The sequence below is a fragment of the Nocardia jiangxiensis NBRC 101359 genome (assembly GCF_000308615.1).
In the GTDB taxonomy this organism is placed as follows: Bacteria; Actinomycetota; Actinomycetes; order Mycobacteriales; family Mycobacteriaceae; genus Nocardia; species Nocardia jiangxiensis.
Genome location: NZ_BAGB01000164.1, coordinates 14,018 through 30,466, shown reverse-complemented (window position 1 = coordinate 30,466; position 16,449 = coordinate 14,018). Strand labels below are relative to the sequence as shown.

Annotated in this window: 16 protein-coding genes; 12 read left to right on the top strand and 4 right to left on the bottom strand. The window is 66.7% G+C overall.

What is annotated here, in order from left to right:
* Positions 1 to 111: 111 nt before the first annotated feature.
* Together ON40_RS39420 and ON40_RS55840 are read left to right on the top strand one after the other, a co-directional pair.
* A complete protein-coding gene (locus ON40_RS39420) occupies positions 112 to 1,398 on the top strand; it encodes an MFS transporter (RefSeq protein ID WP_051194280.1) in 1,287 nt (428 codons plus the stop codon).
* 163 nt (positions 1,399 to 1,561) lie between these two features.
* The gene (locus ON40_RS55840) at positions 1,562 to 3,460 is read left to right on the top strand and encodes a 4-hydroxybenzoate 3-monooxygenase (protein WP_083896264.1); all 1,899 of its coding nucleotides are present in this window, start codon (positions 1,562 to 1,564) and stop codon (positions 3,458 to 3,460) included.
* 91 nt (positions 3,461 to 3,551) lie between these two features.
* Here the strand turns inward: ON40_RS55840 and ON40_RS48855 are convergent, their stop codons facing one another.
* Entirely contained in the window at positions 3,552 to 4,361 is an 810-nt protein-coding gene (locus ON40_RS48855) for a FadR/GntR family transcriptional regulator (RefSeq protein WP_051194279.1), read from the bottom strand.
* Positions 4,362 to 4,918: 557 nt separating this feature from the next.
* On the opposite strand from ON40_RS48855, the gene ON40_RS39400 reads away from it, so the two are divergent.
* The 8 genes from ON40_RS39400 (at position 4,919) to ON40_RS39365 (ending at position 11,201) form a co-directional block, all read left to right on the top strand.
* On the top strand, positions 4,919 to 5,632 hold the full coding sequence (locus ON40_RS39400) for an RraA family protein (RefSeq protein ID WP_040830583.1): 714 nt from the start codon (positions 4,919 to 4,921) through the stop codon (positions 5,630 to 5,632).
* A complete protein-coding gene (locus tag ON40_RS39395) occupies positions 5,629 to 6,276 on the top strand; it encodes an RraA family protein (RefSeq protein ID WP_040830582.1) in 648 nt (215 codons plus the stop codon). Before ON40_RS39400 ends, ON40_RS39395 begins: the two co-directional genes overlap by 4 nt.
* A 31-nt stretch (positions 6,277 to 6,307) precedes the next feature.
* Positions 6,308 to 6,985 (top strand): GntR family transcriptional regulator, encoded by a 678-nt coding sequence (locus ON40_RS39390; RefSeq protein WP_051194278.1) that lies wholly within the window; start codon positions 6,308 to 6,310, stop codon positions 6,983 to 6,985.
* Between the two features lie 218 nt (positions 6,986 to 7,203).
* Positions 7,204 to 8,196 (top strand): DODA-type extradiol aromatic ring-opening family dioxygenase, encoded by a 993-nt coding sequence (locus tag ON40_RS39385; protein WP_040830581.1) that lies wholly within the window; start codon positions 7,204 to 7,206, stop codon positions 8,194 to 8,196.
* A 24-nt stretch (positions 8,197 to 8,220) separates the two neighbouring features.
* On the top strand, positions 8,221 to 9,240 hold the full coding sequence (locus tag ON40_RS39380; RefSeq protein WP_040830580.1) for an amidohydrolase family protein: 1,020 nt from the start codon (positions 8,221 to 8,223) through the stop codon (positions 9,238 to 9,240).
* Between the two features lie 35 nt (positions 9,241 to 9,275).
* On the top strand, positions 9,276 to 10,589 hold the full coding sequence (locus ON40_RS39375; protein WP_040830578.1) for a Rieske 2Fe-2S domain-containing protein: 1,314 nt from the start codon (positions 9,276 to 9,278) through the stop codon (positions 10,587 to 10,589).
* A gap of 18 nt (positions 10,590 to 10,607) precedes the next feature.
* Positions 10,608 to 10,799 carry a ferredoxin gene (locus tag ON40_RS39370; RefSeq protein ID WP_040830576.1) on the top strand — a complete coding sequence of 64 codons (192 nt, stop codon included), beginning with the start codon at positions 10,608 to 10,610 and terminating at the stop codon, positions 10,797 to 10,799.
* Between the two features lie 84 nt (positions 10,800 to 10,883).
* On the top strand, positions 10,884 to 11,201 hold the full coding sequence (locus tag ON40_RS39365) for a hypothetical protein (protein WP_157186727.1): 318 nt from the start codon (positions 10,884 to 10,886) through the stop codon (positions 11,199 to 11,201).
* Between the two features lie 132 nt (positions 11,202 to 11,333).
* Here the strand turns inward: ON40_RS39365 and ON40_RS39360 are convergent, their stop codons facing one another.
* The 3 genes from ON40_RS39360 to ON40_RS39350 form a co-directional block, all read right to left on the bottom strand.
* The gene (locus ON40_RS39360; protein WP_040830574.1) at positions 11,334 to 12,326 is read right to left on the bottom strand and encodes a quinone oxidoreductase family protein; all 993 of its coding nucleotides are present in this window, start codon (positions 12,324 to 12,326) and stop codon (positions 11,334 to 11,336) included.
* 101 nt (positions 12,327 to 12,427) lie between these two features.
* Positions 12,428 to 13,648: a VOC family protein gene (locus tag ON40_RS39355; protein ID WP_040830572.1), complete on the bottom strand. Its 1,221-nt coding sequence runs from the start codon at positions 13,646 to 13,648 to the stop codon at positions 12,428 to 12,430.
* Entirely contained in the window at positions 13,645 to 14,622 is a 978-nt protein-coding gene (locus ON40_RS39350; protein ID WP_245568196.1) for a fumarylacetoacetate hydrolase family protein, read from the bottom strand. The genes ON40_RS39355 and ON40_RS39350 overlap by 4 nt, the downstream gene beginning before the upstream one ends.
* Positions 14,623 to 14,709: 87 nt before the next feature.
* Between ON40_RS39350 and ON40_RS39345 the strand changes: the two genes are divergently transcribed.
* A complete protein-coding gene (locus ON40_RS39345) occupies positions 14,710 to 15,528 on the top strand; it encodes a GntR family transcriptional regulator (RefSeq protein ID WP_083896262.1) in 819 nt (272 codons plus the stop codon).
* Positions 15,529 to 15,687: 159 nt separating this feature from the next.
* Positions 15,688 to 16,443: a RidA family protein gene (locus tag ON40_RS39340; protein WP_040830570.1), complete on the top strand. Its 756-nt coding sequence runs from the start codon at positions 15,688 to 15,690 to the stop codon at positions 16,441 to 16,443.
* Positions 16,444 to 16,449 lie beyond the last annotated feature (6 nt).

Sequence of the window (16,449 nt, the reverse complement as noted above, 5' to 3'; positions counted from 1 at the left end):
TTCTCCCGGCGGTCGATGTCTCATAACATACGCACCGTGGATGTTTCCATTCAGCGAATGAAATAGCGTTTTCCGCAGAGCAACCGGCGGCCCGGCAGTTGAATCGGCAGGATGGGTACACCGCACTCCGACCTCGACCCGATCACGCGCGGCGGCAGGGGATTTCGGGCCCGCGTCATCGCCCTGTGCGTCGCGGTGGTGGTGCTCGACGGCTTCGACACCCAGGAGATCTCGTTCGCCGCGCCCGCCATCGCGCGGGCCTGGCACGTCTCACCGGCGGGCTTCGGCGTGATCTTCGGCATCGGACTGTTCGGCGGGCTGGTGGGTGCGGTCGTGAGCGGGGCGGTTTCGGACCGGTTCGGGCGTAAACCGGCGCTGGTCGTGACCGTTGTCCTGTTCGGTGTGGTCACGCTGCTCACGCCGCTGGCGCGGGATACCGCGACCCTGGGCGTGCTGCGCTTCGTCACCGGCCTCGGGGTGGGCGGGGCGCTGCCCGGTGCGATCGCGATCGCAGCCGAGCATTCCCCGCAGCGCTCGCGCGCCGCGATGGCGACACTCACCGTCTGCGGTATCCCACTCGGCTCGGTGCTGGGCAGTGTTGTTGCCGCACAGCTTATTCCGCGCTTCGGCTGGGGAAGTATCTTCATCGTCGGCGGTGTGCTGCCGCTGCTGCTCGCGCCCGTTCTGCTGCTTTTCGTACCCGAGCCGACCCGCTTCTCGACTCTGCGCGCGGGCCGGTCGGGTGCCGCAAGGGGTGATGCCGGTCCGGTGCCGGCACGGGTTCCGGTGTGGGCGTTGTTCACCGGTGGCCGGTTGGCGGGCACGATGCTGCTGTCGGCGGCGCTGTTCCTGACCCTGCTGATGGCCTTTTTCCTGGTGAACTGGCTGCCCACGGTGGCGACTCGTGCCGGAATCGGTGCCTCGGCGGCAATTCTGACGGTGGGCGCCTGGAACACCGGAGGCATCCTCGGCGGCCTCGCCCTCGTCCGGCTGGCGCCGCGGTACCGGCCCGGTCGGGCGATAGCCCTGGCGTATGTGCTGGGCGCGTTCTCCGTCGCCGCAGTCGGTCAGGTTGCCCGGTCGGGCGGCTGGCTCCTGCTGACGACCTTCCTGGCCGGATTCCTGGCCATCGGTGCGCAGATGTGTACCGTGTCCCTGCTGGCCACCCATTACGACACCGCGTTGCGCGCGACCGGTGTCGGTTGGGGGATGGGCTGCGGGCGTGTCGGCGGCATTGTGGGGCCCACCCTGGGCGGCTGGCTAATCGGCGCGACCCACAGCACCGGGCCGATCTTCGCAGTCGCGGGCGTGGTCTGTCTGTCCTGTGCCCTCGTGGTATGGCTCTTCGGCCGCCTGACACAAGCGCCGGGCGACCAACTCGCCGGCGGGTCTCTATAGCGCATGGCCCGCGTCCGCCGTGCGAGGAATCAGTTCCTGCTTCCAATAGATGGAATCTCGGTAGTCGTACAGGCGGCGGTGACGAGATGCTGGAGTCCATCGGGGAACTCTTGCTCCCGGAGTTGTCCTGGGGCACAGGGGAAATCATTGAGGAGCCTGGTTGATGCGAACTCGTGTGGTGATCATCGGTGCGGGCCCGTCCGGGTTGTTGCTATCGCATCTGCTCGGGCTGGCCGGCATCGAATCGGTGTTGCTCGAGCGGCAGGCCGCCGAGCACGTACAGGCCCGGGTGCGGGCCGGAATTCTGGAATCATCGACGGTGCAGTTGCTGCGGCAGGTGGGGCTGGGCGAGCGTCTGGACCGGGAGGGGATCGAGCATCGCGGCATCTACTTGCAGTGGCCACAGGAGCGGCATCATCTGGACTTCGTCGAGCTGACCGGTCGTTCGGTGTGGGTGTACGGGCAGGCAGAAGTGACCAAGGATCTGATGGCTGCCCGAGCCGAGGCGGGGCAGGTTGCGTACTACGAGGTTTCGGACGTGGAACTGCACGACGTCGACAGCGATCGGCCCGCGGTGAACTTCGTCGACTCGACGGGTCGGCCGCAGCGGATCGACGCGCAGATCGTGGTCGGCTGCGACGGGTACCGCGGGCCGAGCAAACAGGCCATCCCGGGGCGCGAGCGCCAAACCTACGAGCGCACTTACCCTTTCGCGTGGCTGGGCGTGCTGGCCGAGGTCGAGCCGTCGACCGATGAGCTGATCTATGCCTGGCATCCGGATGGGTTCGCACTGCACAGCATGCGCTCGCGCTCGGTCAGCCGCTTCTACCTTCAGGTGTCCCCCGCAGAGGACATCTCGCAGTGGAGCGACGACCGGATCTGGGACGGTTTGGCAACCCGGTTCGCGCTCGACGGCTGGACTTTGAAGACCGGCGCCATTGCGGAGAAGAGTGTGTTGCCAATGCGGAGCTTCGTCACCACCCCCATGCGGTACGGACGTCTGTTCCTGGCCGGCGACGCCGCGCACATCGTGCCGCCGACCGGTGCGAAGGGCTTGAACCTGGCGGTGGCGGACGTGGATTTGCTGTCGCGGGCGATCATCGCTTGGCTGCACGAGGGTAATACCGGGCCGGCCGCAACGTATTCCGAGACCGCCCTGAATCGGGTCTGGCGGTCCACGCACTTCTCCTGGTGGATGACGACGATGCTGCACCGCCACGGTGATGACTTCGACGCCGAGCTGCAACTGTCGCAGTTGCGCAGGATTGTGCAATCACCTTCCGCCGCAACTGAACTCGCAGAGAACTATGCCGGGCTACCGCTCGAAAGGGTAACTCGGCGGGCTCAGTCGACGGAGTACGCCACCGGGGTCGGCCCTGCGTATGCGGGGTATCTGGATCTGGACAAGGTGTCGGCACGGGCCGAATTCCGTGACGATCCGGACCTGACGGAATCGTCGGTGGATGATGGCTGGGAACCGTTGCTGCGCGGCTGGATCGAGGAGGCCGCTTGCGCGGGAATTGTCGAAGCGACCGCCATGCTGGTGTCGACCGTGGAGTGCACCGACAACGGTCCTCGGCCGACATCGCGCACGGTACTGTGTTCGGGGTTGTCATCCGGGGGAGTGGTGTTCTTCACCGATCGCGGTTCCAGCAAGGGCCATCAGTTGACCGACGTGCCTTATGCCTCGGTCACCTTCGTCTGGCCCGCGCTGGGGCGACAGGTGCATCTGCGCGGGCCGGTTCGGCAGGTTCCGGCGGAAGTGACTGCTGTGCATTGGCATTCGCGTCCACGCGGTGTGCAATTGGGGGCATGGGCCTCGCAGCAGTCCCGGCCCATTGCTTCGCGTGTGGAGCTGGATCGGGTGAGCGCCGAGATCGCGGAGCGTTTCGCGGATGTGGAACGGATCCCGGTTCCGGCACGCTGGGTCGGCTACCAGGTACAAGCGGAGCAGGTCGAATTCTGGCAGCGGCGCCGTGGCCGGTCACATAACCGGATCCGAGTCGATCTGGATGTCAGCGGCAACAATGCGGCCATACGGATCACCCGCCTGCAACCGTGAGCGGCCCCCGATGTACGCCGCTGCAACCGTGCTGAATCATCGGGTTGTGCAGAACAGGATCGGGGTTGCCGGCTCCGCCGGACGACCGTGATCAGTGGTGCGAATCCGGCGCGGCGTCGGGGCTGATGTTGGTACCGAGCCAGGTGGCCAGGAGCTGGGTCAGTCCGGGGTCGGTTTTGCTGATCTGTTTGGCGCGGGGAAGGTTTCGTGTGCGCTTCACGACGTTCTGATGGTATTCGCGGACCAGATCGGGGGTGGCGGGATCGCGGCGGGCGAGTGCATCGACGATGGCGATGCGGGCCTTGTACATCGCGCCGGCGACGCTGCCCCAGCTGCCGGACTCGCCGCCGGACAGTTCGACCGCCAGGCCGATCTGAATTTCGCTGAGCGCCTTGCAGAGCGCGGAGAGCAGCGCGTTGTGCGAGGCGACCGAGAGCGCGACGAAGAACTCGCGCAGGGCCGCGGCGGAGAGACGGACCTCGCTCGTATCGGCGGTTCGTTCGGCCGCGGCACGGAGGGCGGCGATGTCGTCGTCGGTGGCGTATTCCACCGCGAGCTCGGCGGCATAGCTGTTCAGAACGCCGAGCAGGCCCAGCACATCACCGGGACGCATCTTGTCGAACTGCACAACGGAGGCGATGGACATACGCAGCAGGCTGTCGCCGTTGGCGGTGACCGTGGTGCGGCTGCCGTTGCGGGTGTGGAGCAGGCCCATCACGGTGAGCACCCGGATCGCCTCGCGGACGGTAGGCGCGCTGACGTCGTAGTGTGCAGCCAGCTCGCGTTCGGAGGGCAGCCGGGCGCCGTCGGCCAGCTCGCCGTCGAGGATCTGGCGGCGCAGGTCCGCGGCGATCTGGTCGGCGACGCGGCCGCGATAGAGCTTGGCTCCCGGTTGTGTCATCGTCTCCTCTTCGACGGATCCGCAAATACGGACAAAGCATTCAGAACACCAATCTACCTGGTAGGTATCACCTGAGCGGCATCCTCCCCGGACGTTGCCCTGCCAACTCATCCCGCACGAGGGCAGGATCGGCTACTTTTCAGGGGTTCGCGGCATCGGCTCGATCGATCGAATCCAGCTGCAGGCCGCAGGTTTCCCGCGCTGCGAGTACCGCGCCGCGAGTGACCAGTGCGGCCGCGAACAGGTCTGCAGGAGCTTGATCGCGATGATCGGCGCGAGCGATCCCGCCACGATCGAGGCACCTGATAGCCCAGGGAGACATCGGCATACCGCATTCGTGTCGGGAACATCGCCGGCGTGCGTTCTGGCCAGGCCGCCCAAAATCCGCGGTCGCGGGTGGATCGGTAGGGTACTAGGTAGGTAAAAAGGATGGCCGGATGATTGAAGATTTGGCTGGGATCTATCTTCTATAAAATGTAGAGTATGCACTTGGCGGCTGCGATGGCCTGGCCGCCTCTCGTTCATGTCACGTATCCCCTGGAGATGGGTTGCTTCCGATGACGTCCCGACCAGCGGCCTCCGCCGCCGACCTCGCCGCGCGGCTCGCAAGGCTGGACACCTGCGTTCTGTCCGACGCGCTCGACATCCTGAAGTTGCCCGGTGTGGTAACGGGACCGGCCGCCTTGTGGGCGGGTGCCCGGCTGGCCGGGCCCGCGGTCACGGTGAAACTGGCGGCCGGGGTGTTTGATGCCGAGCAGCGGCGAGTGCATCTGGGCGCCCGGGCCATCGAGCGTTCCGAGCCGGGCAGTGTCATCGTCGTCGACAATGCCGGCCGGACCGAGATGGGCGGCTGGGGTGGCCTGCTGTCGCTGGCCGCGCATCGCGCGGGTGTGGCGGGGGTCGTGCTCGACGGCGCGTGCCGCGACGTGGACGAGGCGCGTGAGCTGGGATTTCCCGTATTCGCCCGGTGCGGCGTGCCGCGCACTGCACGGCGTCGGGTGTACGAGGAGTCGACCGGGGAGCCGGTGTGTATCGGCGGAGTGACCGTGGCCGCGGGGGATTTCGTCGTCGCAGACGGCAGTGGGGTGGTGGTGCTGCCGCGCGCACGCGTCGAGGAGATCATCGGCGAGGCGGAACGGCTGGCGGAGCGGGAACGGGAGATGGTCGCGCGCCTGACCATCGGTGAGCGGGTCGGCGTCGTCCTCGGTGGGAATTACGAATCGATGACCGCCGGTCGCTCGCAGCGTGGGGCGGAGGGAGAGTGGACATGACCTCCGAAGGGACCGAGGATCAGCCGGAGGAAGGCGATCTTATTGCCCGTGCAGCCGCACTCGGGGCCGCCACCCTGCATGAGGCGGCCGGCAAGGTGGGCGCGTTACCCTCCGGAATCCGCTGCCTGACAACGGGATTGATACTGGCCGGGCGAGCGGTCACGGTGTCCGGGCCGCCGGGCGACAACCTGTGGCTGCACCGCGCGGTCTACGCCGCCGAGCCGGGCGATGTGCTCGTGGTCGAACCCGGGCACCACTACGAGGCCGGATACTGGGGCGAGGTGCTCTCCACCGCCGCTCGGGCCCGCGGGCTGGCGGGTTTGGTGATCGACGGGTGCGTGCGCGATCGGGATCGGTTGACCGACATCGGTTTTCCGGTATTCGGACGCGGCTTCTGCATCCGTGGTACCAGCAAGTACGCAGATGGGGTCGGCGCTGTCGACGAGCCGCTCACCCTCGGCGAGATCGTCGTTCACCCTGGTGATTTCGTGATGGGTGACGGCGACGGTGTGGTCGTGCTGCCCTTCGACCGGCTGTCCGAGGTGGTCGAGCGTTCGGTGGTCAGGCAGGACGAGGAGACCCGCATCCTCGCTGCGCTCACTGCCGGAGCCACCACACTGGAGCTGTACGGCTTGCCGCGGTGAGTGATTCTCCGGCTGCTATAAAGTATCGGCTATGAGTGAGAGCGCCCTCGGCCGTGCTACCGCGTTGGGCGGTGCGGTGACCATTCAGCCGGTGACCAAGGCCGACCTGGCGTATCGGCAGATCCGGCAGAAGATTCAGGAGGGGGAGCTGGCGCCGGAGACGTCCCTCGATCAGGAGGCGCTGGCCAAGTGGCTGGGGCTGTCCACCACGCCGGTGCGAGAGGCGTTGCGCCGGTTGGAATCCGAGCGCTTGGTGGTCAGCCGCGCGCACCGGGACACGATCGTCGCGCCGGTGTCGCGGGAGCGCCTGGAAGAGGTGTACGCGGTACGGCTTTCGCTGGACCCGCTGGCCGCCGCCGCAGCGGCCGAGCACGCCGACGGAACCGCGCGGGCGCAGATGCTGGCCCTGTCCAAGGAGCGACCGGTCAAGGGCGATCCCCTCAGCGCGGTGACTCTCAACCGCCGCCTGCACCGGGCCATCTACGCCGCCAGCGGCAACGACACCCTGATCGAGATCCTGGACTCCCTGTGGGATATCAGCGATCGCTACCGGCTGATCGCTGGCCGGGACGTCGTCGTGCGCGGTCCGCGGCACGATGAGCATGCCGCGATCGTCGCGGCGGTGATCGAGGGCGCCCCGGACCGAGCAGCCGACCTGATGCGCGCCCACCTGACCGCCGGACTACAGCGTATTCGCGAAGGCGGCTGATACCTCAGCCCCGCAACGCAACAGAGCGTGCCCGCCGGAAAGGCGGGCGCGCTTTTTTCATTCATCGGACCGATCGCCGCAGTCTCTTGTCGCGCGTTCCGCCGCGTCCTACATTACTGAATGCACTATAGATTATAGGATCTGCGAGGTTGCATGACGGCAGGTGAGGTCGCAGTCAGCAGTCGGCGACCTATCACTGGAAAGTGAGGTGTGAGCGCATGGCCGAAATCGTCGTGGGCATTGGTTCTTCCCACTCGCCCCAACTCAGTTCTGGTGTCGAATGGTGGGAGGATCACGCCGAGCGGGATCGGAAGCAATCGAAGCTGCTGGGCACTGATGGCGCATTCCACACTTACGCCGAGCTGCTCGCCGCGGCCGATCCCTATATCGCCGCCGAGCTGATGCCCGAGGTATGGGAGAGCAAGCACCGTCGCGGCCAGGATGCGGTGGCCGAGCTTGGCCGGCGGCTGGCTGCGGCGCGCGTCGACGTCGTGCTGGTGGTCGGCGACGATCAGCGAGAGATGTTCCGCGACGAGGGAATTCCGGTGTTCGGGTTCTTTCTCGGTGACCAACTCGTCGATCAGGCACCGCCCCCGGAGCAGGCCGCGTTGGTCGCCGAGGGCATCCGGGCGGCGTACTGGGCCCGGTTCGGTGAGGGGGTGACCCCCCATCCGACCAGCGCGGCGCTGAGCCTGCATCTGGTCGAGGAATTGGTGGCGGCCGAGTTCGATGTGCTGGCATTGACCAAACAAGCGCCCGGCACCTCGCTCGGGCATGCTTTCACGTTTCCGCGGTACCGGCTCGGGCTGCCACCGGACGTGCCGATCGTGCCCGTATTCATCAATACCTATATCCCGCCGAATGTTCCGTCCCCTGCACGCTGTTATCGCCTGGGGCAGGTCTTGGCTCAGGCGGTGGCTTCCTGGCCCGAGGACCTGCGGGTGGCGGTCATCGCGTCGGGTGGTCTGAGCCATTTCGTCGTCGACGAAAAGCTCGACAGGCGGGTTTTGAACGCATTGGTCGACGGCGATTCCGAGCCGCTGTGCGCCATACCGCGCACCTTCATGCGCTCCGGGACCTCGGAAATCCTCAACTGGATCACCGCTGCGGGTGCATTGGAGAAACTGTGCGCCACCGTCGTCGACTACGTGCCGGGCTACCGCTCGCCGGCCGGGACGGGCACCGGCATGGCGTTCGTCTACTGGGAATGACACAGACAAGGAAGATTTTCACCGATGTACGACAACCTGCCCGTGCTCGATGTGCACGGCCACGTGTCCACGCCGCAGGCGGCCAATTACCACCTGGTTCGCATGCTCGCCACGAATACCCCGATTGCCAGCCCCATCGGCACGTCGGGTCCTGGGCCCGCGGGCGTGACGACGGAGGAGTTCCACGCCGCGGCACGTAAACACGTCCAGTACCTCGACGAGCGCACCATCGACGCGCAGGTCATCGGGCCCCGTCCGTTCATGCATCTGGGCTGGATGCAGCCGCACCTGGCCCCGGCGTGGGCGCGGTTCGTCAACGACACCATTCACCAGCAGGTCCGGTTCTTTCCCGACCGTTTCCTCGGGGCCGCGCAGCTGCCGCAGCTCAGTGAGGCGCCGGACCTGTCGAACTGCTTGAACGAATTGAACCGGTGCGTCGGCGAATACGGTTTCGTCGCTGCCTATGTCAGTCCGGATCCGGGCGGGCGGCGCATGACCCCGGGTATGCACGAGCCGTACTGGTATCCGCTGTATGCCCAGGCCCAGGAGCTCGGCATTCCACTGATCGTGCACGGCACCAACTCGCTGGATCCGCGCTTCGCGGTGGTGCCACACAACTACCAGCTGGGCTTCATCACCGAACAGTACCTGGCGGGTCAATTCCTCTCGCACAGTGACGTTTTCGAGCGGTTTCCCGAACTGAAGATCATCATCTGCCACTGCGGCGGCGCGCTGGACCGGTTCATCCCGACCGATCACCACATCGCGCAGAAGGACCTGAGCGAGAACCTGTTCTACGACACCTGCGGCTATGACCTGCCGTTCCTGGAGGCCGCGATCAAACAGCGCGGTGTCCCGCAGTTGGTGTTCGGCACCGAGGCGCCGGGCTCGGGCAATGCTGTCCGTCCGGAGACCGGCCGCACCAGCGACGATCTGGTGCCGGTGATCGACGGCTTCGACTTCCTCAGCGCGCAGGACAAGCGGGCGATCTTCCACGCCAACCCCGCGAAGGTGATTCCCGCCCTCGCCAAGATCGCCGGGTAGATGAGCGCGACAACACCATTCGCAGGAGGTACGCGATGCTGAGCGTGGAGAACAACGAACTGCTGACCAGGACCGGATCCGGTACACCGATGGGGCAGCTGCTGCGCCGGTACTGGGTTCCGGCGCTGCTGAGCGAGGAGGTCGCCGAGCCGCAGTGCGCGCCGGTGCGCCTGACGCTGATGGGGGAGTCGCTGGTGGTGTTCCGCACCGCCGACGGGCGTCTCGGGGCGCTCGAGGAGCACTGCGCACACCGACAGGCGTCACTGTATTACGGCCGCAACGAAAGCGAGGAATCCCGCGACGGGCAGTGCGGGCTGCGCTGCGTCTATCACGGGTGGAAATACGGCATCGACGGCCGCTGCATCGATATGCCCAACGAGCCGGCCACGAGCAAGTTCAAGGAGCACATCCGGATCCGGTCCTATCCGGTGGCCGAACGCGGGGACATGATCTGGATCTATCTGGGTCCGAGCCGGGACATTCCCGCGCTGCCCGACCTGGAATGGGCGGTGATCCCAGAAACTCATCGCTACCTGTCGAAGCGATTGCAGCGCAGCAACTTCGCGCAGGCGATGGAGGGCGGCATCGACTCGAGTCATGTGTCTTTCCTGCATTCGGATGCCCGGCTGTGGAATCCGGACTGGACGCACGCCAAGGACAGCACCCGCGACCATCTGACCGACGACGGTTCGCCGAAGTTCTTCGTCGAGCCCACCGATTACGGGATGCTGATCGGCGCTCGCCGCAACGCCGTCGACGGGCAGTATTACTGGCGCATCACCCAGTGGCTGATGCCCTGGTACAACCTGGTCGCGCGCGATGGTGACGGGCCGATCACCGCGCACGCATGGGTACCGATCGACGACGAGAACTGCTGGGCGTTCAGCATCACCTACAACCCCGACAAGGCGTTGACCAAGGAGCAGACCGACCACTACCGCCACGGTGGCAGCGTGCACGCGCAGGTGCTGGCGGACGGCTCGTACCTGCCGACCCGCAACTCCGACAACGACTACCTCATCGATCGCACCCTGCAGAAGACGGTGTCGTTCACCGGAATTCGCGGCATCGCCATCCAGGACGTGGCGATGCAGGAGAGCATGGGCCGCGTCGTGGACCGCACCAAGGAACACCTGGGCAGCTCGGACGCGGCGGTCATCGCCGCGCGCAAGCGGCTGCTGGCCGAGGCCCGCGCCCTGGCCGAGGATGCCACCGTCGCGCCGTCCGGCCTGGACCCGGCGTCCCAGCGCGTGCGTTCGGCGAGCGCCATCCTGCCCCGGGACGTGTCGTGGGTCGACGCGACGGCCGAGAGCCGTCAGGCCGCGCAGCGGCATTACCAGCCTTCGTAGAGAAAGGAGTTCGACGAGATGAAGGTGATCACCGATCGTGGCCTGTGCCAGGGCCACGCCCAGTGCGAGGGCGCTGCCCCCGAGGTCTTCGAGGTGGGTGAGGACGCAGTGGTCCGGCTGAAGCTGGAGAACCCGCCCGAGGAACTGCGCCCCGGGATCGAGAATGCGGTGCGCTGGTGCCCGGTGGAAGCGGTCCGCATCGAGGAATGACTGGAAGACCTTCACTCGCCGTTCTTCTGGCCCGCGCGGCGCGGACCGGAAGTACGGCGTAGTGGTATTCGAAGGGAGATGATCATGGATCTCATTGAGCTCCTTGCTGTTCCGTACGTAGCGGTGGTCTATTCCGTGCAGCGTTCCGACGGCAGCTGGTGGCGGCGCGCGGAGTATCCCGAACTGCCCGGCTGCGCCGCGGAGGCGCGGTCCGCTGCCGAGGCGATGGATCTGCTGGAGCAGCAGCGCATCCGCCTCATCGTGGCGGCCCACGCTCGAGGTGAGCAGTCGCCGATACCGCGTCCGCCGCTCGCCGCGGGGGTATCCGGGCTGAGTGGACAGCCGCTGCGCGGCATTATGCGCGCTGTCGAAAACGACGGTATCGCAGCAATTCCCAGCTGACAGTAGGCGATGCGGCCGAAAGTTGAAGTCACCCAGCGGAAGACCGGAGATGATGGTGATATCGACCCCTTTGCGATATCACCATCATCTCCGGTCTTCTGATCGTCGAGTGAGTCGGTCGCAGCTGCGAAGTTACTGACCCGCGGGCCGCAGGATCACCTTGCCGATCAGATCGCCCTTCTCTACGAGCTCATGGGCGCGCCGCGCCTGCGATAGCGGGAGTATCTCGGCGATGAGTGGGTGCAGCTCGCCCTTGGTGGCGGCCGCGGTGGTGCGCTCCCAGCTGCGCGGGTCCGACCCCGCGCCGCCGAGAATTCGCAGGCGGTTGCGATAGAGCGCACGCACGTCCAGCGGGACGATCGGACCGGCGTGTGCGCCCGCGGTGACCAGGCGGCCCTCGCGGGCCAGGCTCGCGAACGCCTTCGGCCACAGGTCCGGATCGGAGATGTTCTCGAAGACGACGTTCACCCCCGCACCCTCGGTCAGCTCCATGACCGCGTCGCGCAGGTCCTGGGTGCGGTAATTCACCGTATGCTCGGCGCCCAGCGAGCGTGCCACCTCGGCCTTGGATTCGCTTCCGACGCAGGCGATCACCCGCCCGCCGAGCAGCCGGGAAGCCTCGATACCGGCCGAGCCGAGCGCACCGGTCGCACCCATCACCAGCACTCGCTCGCCCGGCTGCACGTCGGCCATGGTGTCCAGCAGATGAAAGGCGGTGGGGTAGTGGCGGAAGATGACTGTCGCTTCCGGAAAGTCCAGTCCCGCAGGGATATCGGCGAGTGCCGCAGCGGGAACGACAACGCGATCGGCGTAGCCGCCCCAGCGGTCGACCCCCAGATGGGCGCGACCCGGCAAAGGCGACCGGACCGCCACCCGCCGGCCGAGCAGTCCGGGATCCACGCCTGCGCCGACCTCGTCGACGGTGCCTGTCGGATCCACGCCCAGCACCATGGGCAGCTGTGCTCGCCGCCCCTTCCCGGCACGAACCCCGATATCGAGCGACCGGTTGACCGAGACGGCCCGGACCGCGATCGCGGCCTCGCCGGGGCCGGGCCGGGGGGCGGGTACCTCACGGTATTGCAGCACCTCCGGTGACCCGAAACTATCGATGACGACTGCGTGCATGTGGTTGACCTATCTTCCCGTGCAATGCTTTTCAGCGATCTTGGAGGTTCCGTGCCTGATGTCGTTGCCTGCCCGGGGATGCCGACGGCGCGTCGTGGCGCTCATTCGAGAGGGCCGAAGAAGGGCTCGCCGAACAGCGCGATCCCATCGTCGTCCACGGTTTCCGGCCACTCGTCGGCGAGGCTGTCGAAATGCGGCGCGGCGTCGAACACCTGGCTCATGCTGTCGTAGAACTCGATCAGATGCCCGTCGGGATCGCGCACGCGGAAGGCGCGCGGCATGCCGGGGAACAATTCCGGCGGCAGCTTCACCTCCGCCAGGCCGTGATCGCGCAGGTACGTTCTGGCGTCATGTAATTGGCGATAGGTACCGATCTGCATGCCGACGGAGAACGTGGTGCTGTGCGGGCTCAGCCGCAACCGCTCGCGCAACTCGATCGGATACAGTGCGATGCAGTGGTGCTCGGTGTTCGCCCGCAGGAATACACACCGCAGGCCCTGGTAATCGATCTGCGTGGTGACCCGCAGGCCGAGTATGTCCCGATAGAAATCCTGGGCGGCGTCGACATCGTTGACGAACAGCCGCAGCGGGCCGATCCGGACGATTTTGAACGGCCGGGACAGTAGCACGCCGCCCACATCGAAGCGCTCGGTCGTCCGGTTCACGTCCCGCATCCCGGAATTGAGATCGACGCCGTTGCCGATCGCAGTGTCGACCTCCTCGGTCTCGGAGATCTGCGGCAGCGTGGCGGTGGTGCGGGCGCCGTACTTGTAGAAGTCCAGCGGCTTGCTGACCGCGGTCCAGCCGATCTGTTCCATGCCGTAGAACAGCTCGTTGGTGTGACCGTCCGGATCGTAGAAGTAGGTGTGCCAGTTGGAGCCGGGCATATCGCGCCCGGAGCGCTGGATCTGGCAGCCGCCGCCGCGCAGCCAGCTCTCGCCCTGGGCGACCTCGCGCAGTGAGCCGACCTGCCAGGAGATCTGGTTGACCGTCACTTCCGGCGGGAAGACGCGATGTTGATCGACGGCCTCACGCACCCGCCGGTTGAACAACACGAAGCTGTGGTGGTCGGTGCCGTGGCGCATGAAGTATCCGCCCGGATCGCCGAGTCCGTCGATGATCTCGGGATTCGGGATCCGCTGCGAGAAATCGATGCGATCGGATATGCGCAGGCCGAGTAGATCCCGGTAGCAGTGCAGGCTCTCATCGATCAGGGTGCAGTTGAGGCCGATGTGGCCGAGCCGGCGTACTCGGAACGGCCGGGCGAGCCGATAGCCGCCGACATCGAAGAGCTCGGTGCCATCGCTTTCCTGCGTGGTCATCTGGGGCCGCCTCGGCCCGCACCGGATGTGACTGCCTGGTTGTCGACGTCCGCGTCCTCCGCGGCGACGATCCGGGTCTCCAGTTGTCCGACCCCGCCGATCTCGGCAACTACGGTATCGCCGGGAGCCAGGAAGGATTTCCAGGCCGCTCCCGTGCCGGCGGGAGTGCCGGTGAGTATCACGTCACCGGGCCGCAGAGGCACGATGCCGGAAAGGTATTCGATCTGCTCAGCGATGGAGAAGATCATCTCGGCGGTATTCGAGTGCTGGCGGCGCTCGCCGTTCACCGACAGGCTCAGCTCGAGATTCATCGGATCGGGCACAGCGGCGGCGGGCACGAGTACCGGGCCGATCGGAGTGCAGCCGGCGTGGCCCTTCATTCCCAGCCAATCCGGAAAGAACGGAGTGTCCTCGCGGCGTGCGAAATCGCGCAGCGACAGATCGTCGGCCACCGCATATCCGGCGATCACCGTATACGCGTCACCGGCCGGCACCTGCCATGCCCGTCGGCCGATGACCACCGCCAGCTCGACCTCCCAGTCGAAGCGTTGGCACCCGTCCGGGCGGGCGGCCGCGCCACGATGTCCTGCCAGCGAGGCCGGGGGTGCCAGAAAATACAGGGGAGCGCGCGCCTGCGAACGCTCGGTCGTGCCGCTCATCTCCCGGATATGGTCGTGGTAATTGGCGGCGGTGCAGTAGACCGTCGACGCGTCGATCGCCGGCCGGAACTCGACCTCGGTGTCGGGCAACCAACCCTCGCCGCCGACATCCGCGCTCACCCGGTCGATCAGCGAGCACCAGGACTCCCAATCGAGCAAGGCGGTGCGGGCCGATCCAGGCACGCTGTCGCTGCCGACGCGAGGGGCTGCCTCGGCGAGCGGCAGCACGTGGCCGTTCGCCCAGATCGCCAGGGTTGGGGCGCTGTCGAGGCTGATCGTAGCCAGCCCGGAGGGAAAGGTCGATAAAGATTGCACCGCCAAGTGTATGCACTATAGAACATTGAATGTCAAGGATGCCGCTGGTTGCCGATTCCGGCAGTAGACTCGGACAACACTGACCCGATGCGACAAGAGAGGCGTGTGGTGACCGACCCGGACCTGTCCCTGCTCGTCGGTTCCCGCAAGCGCCGCGCCGCCTCGGCCATCTCAGGGCTGAAGCCTCCCGACACGGGCGGCCCGCGCGGGCTGGCTCTTGCGGTGCACGAGCATCTGCGCCGCCTGATCGTGGACGGGGTGCTGGAGCCCGGCGGTGTACTGAACCAGGCCGAACTCGCCCGCGCGCTCGGCGTCAGCCGCACGCCGATGCGCGAGGCGTTCCGAATGCTGCAGGAAGAGGGCCTGATCGACGCCGAACCCGACCGGCGCGCCGTCGTCGTCGGGCTGGACCTAGCGGACCTGGACTCGCTCTACAGCACCCGCATTCTGCTCGAGGCTCTGGCGGTCCGCCTGACGGTCCCCGCCGCCACCGCAGCGGTAGTCGAGTCCCTGACGCAGGCCCTGCGGCAGATGCGCGAGTTGCGCGATGAGCGGCAGACCTCGCCCGCCTGGCGCCTGGCGCACGACGAATTCCACCGGATCTCGACCGCCGGTGCGGATTCCCAGATGCACAAACTGCTGGAGATGCTTCGCGAGCGCACGCATCCCTACCTGCGGCTGGCTCAATCCAGTACCCCGGAGAGCTGGCGTCATTCCGAGCGCCGTCATCAGGCGATCCTCGATGCCTTCGCCGCGCGCGATACCGACGCCGCGGCGATCGCCATGGCCGAACATCTGGCCGCGACCGCGACTCGTGTGGTCGCCGACGCCGATCCGGGGCGTGAGCTGCGCGGGGTGCGCGATGCGCTGGCCATGCTGGGAGCACAGCAGCCCGACCCTCGGTGATCACCAGCACTCTGTGCGATCGGGCTCGGTGACGTGACGTCATCGGGCCCGATTTCATTGTCGCTGCTGCTATCTCATCCTCTGCCGTCGTCTCGACCGCTTCCCTATAACCAATAATGTATGTACTCTGACGGCGGGGTGGGCGGGGAACGAGGCGGGATGATCGTGCAAGACATCGGTGAACTGATCGCGGACGCGGCGGGACTGCCGGAGGCAGTGGGACTGCGAGTGGGCGAGCTGGTCTACGGCAGTGGTGTGACCGGCTGTGACCCACAGACCGGGGAATATCGGTCCGGCCTGACGGGCCAGGTCGACACGGCTCTGACGACCATCGAGTCGTACCTGAGGGATCTCGGTGGAGATCTGGCCGCTGTTGTGCGCGTCGGCTTCTACCTGCCGGACCCGTCGGATATTCGCATCGTGAACGGCGTGTGGACGGCGAGATTTCCGAACGACCGGGACCGGCCGACCTACAAATTCATGCGGTCACGTTTCGATGGTCCGCAGCGGGTCCGCCTCGATTTCTGCGCGGTGCTGGGCCAGCGGCGGGAATGCCTGTATCTGCCGAAGGTGGCGCACGGCAACCCGATTCCGATGGCCGTGCGGATGGGTGGGTACCTGTTCACCTCGCGCGTGTTGCCGCTGGATCCGCGCAGCGGTGCACCCGGCCGCGACGCGCCGGAGCAGGCCGCGTTCGCCGCGGCGAATTGTGATGCGCTGCTGGAGATGTCGGGAATGTCGTGGCGGGATGTGCGGCAGGGCAGGGCATTCGCGGCCGACTCCGCGTACGACGAATTGATCCGCGCGCAATGGCGGCGGCGGATGGATCCGGCCGCGACGGCGCCGCCGCTGCGCGTGACGCGTTATCGCGCGGGCGCGTTGGGCGTGTTGCTCGAGTTCATCGCGGCCCAGTGAGAGCGA